Genomic DNA, 1,403 nt, shown 5'->3' with positions numbered 1-1,403 from the left:
GGGGGGGCGGGGGGCCCCCCCCCCGGCGGGGGGGGCGGGGGCGGGGGGGCGGCCGCCGCGGCGGGCGATCGTGCGCCACGACCGGCGGCCGCGCCGGTGCCAGACCTGCGTCAGGTCGCCGAGCCGGTAGTCGCGTCCGTCCATCCTGACCCCGGTCGACGTGATCAGCACGTCCGCGTCCTGGTAGTAGGTGGTCATCGCACCTCCTTGGGTGCATCGTACTTTCCCGCGGCCGGGTGGCCTTACGCTGTCAGCTGTCTGAACGATCGCTAGGGAGGCAAACGCGTGGGTGAGTTCGTGCGACTGGAGACGAGCGAGGGCATCGGCACGATCCGGCTCGAGCGGCCACCGATGAACGCGCTGAACACCCAGGTACAGGAGGAGCTCCGGGCGGCCGCGCGGGCCGCGACCGCCGACCCCGAGGTCCGTGCCGTGATCGTGTACGGCGGGGAGAAGGTCTTCGCCGCCGGCGCCGACATCACCGAGTTCACCACGACGACGTTCCAGGAGATGACCGTCCGGGCGACGGCGCTCTCGGGCGCGTTCGACGAGGTCGCCAGGATCCCGAAGCCGGTCGTCGCGGCGATCACCGGCTATGCCCTCGGCGGCGGCTGCGAGCTCGCGCTGGCCTGCGACTGGCGGGTCGTGGCGGACGACGCCAAGCTCGGCCAGCCGGAGATCAGGCTGGGCATCATCCCGGGCGCGGGCGGCACCCAGCGGCTCGCCCGGCTGATCGGCCCGGCGAAGGCCAAGGACCTGATCTTCTCCGGCCGCATGGTCGACGCCGAGGAGGCGCTGCGCATCGGCCTCGCGGACCGCGTCGTGCCGGCCGCCGACGTGTACGCGAGCGCGGCCGAGCTGCTCAAGCCGTACCTGAACGGGCCGGCCCTGGCCCTGCGCGCCGCGAAGCTGGCGATCGACGGCGGACTCAACACGGACCTCGCCTCCGGGCTCGCGTGGGAGAGCCAGCTGTTCGCCGGCCTCTTCGCCACGGACGACCGGATCGAGGGCACGACGGCCTTCGTGGAGAAACGCAAGCCGAAGTTCACCGGGCGCTGAGCGGGCGACTCAACCGAGAAACGGACGCGGGGATCTCGCGCATATCGATCTGTTGCCATAAAGTGCCTCTCTGTGACGATGTCCGGCATGCGCGTGACCCCGGTCCGTCGCACCGTCGCGGTCGCCGTGGCGCTGGTGACCGCTCAGGCGCTGCTGTGCGGGGTCATCGGCGTCGTCACGTTCGACGACCGCGGCGACGCGACGGCCGGTGCCCGCGCGGCCGGACCGCAGATGGTCGTGCCGCCGACCGCGGCGCAGTCGGCGAGAGCGCCGCAGCCCGCCGTCTCCGCATCCTCGGGACGGCACACCATCCGCCCGAGCGCGACCACGCCGCCGGCCTCGCC

At 73.1% G+C, this 1,403-nt stretch carries 3 protein-coding genes; 2 read left to right on the top strand and 1 reads right to left on the bottom strand.

Going from position 1 to position 1,403, the window contains the following annotated elements:
• A partial coding sequence (locus tag AB0F10_RS45670; RefSeq protein WP_360640890.1) for a DUF6232 family protein occupies positions 1-198 on the bottom strand: 198 nt, incomplete at its 3' end.
• 87 nt (positions 199-285) lie between these two features.
• On the opposite strand from AB0F10_RS45670, the gene AB0F10_RS45665 reads away from it, so the two are divergent.
• Together AB0F10_RS45665 and AB0F10_RS45660 are read left to right on the top strand one after the other, a co-directional pair.
• Positions 286-1,059 carry an enoyl-CoA hydratase-related protein gene (locus AB0F10_RS45665; protein ID WP_360640888.1) on the top strand — a complete coding sequence of 258 codons (774 nt, stop codon included), beginning with the start codon at positions 286-288 and terminating at the stop codon, positions 1,057-1,059.
• Between the two features lie 87 nt (positions 1,060-1,146).
• Positions 1,147-1,403, top strand: a 257-nt coding sequence (locus AB0F10_RS45660; RefSeq protein ID WP_360640886.1) for a hypothetical protein, incomplete at its 3' end; no start/stop codon positions are given.

The organism is Actinoplanes sp. NPDC026623 (genome assembly GCF_040638275.1).
Lineage (GTDB): Bacteria > Actinomycetota > Actinomycetes > Mycobacteriales > Micromonosporaceae > Actinoplanes.
This window is presented reverse-complemented; position numbering and strand designations above follow the sequence as displayed.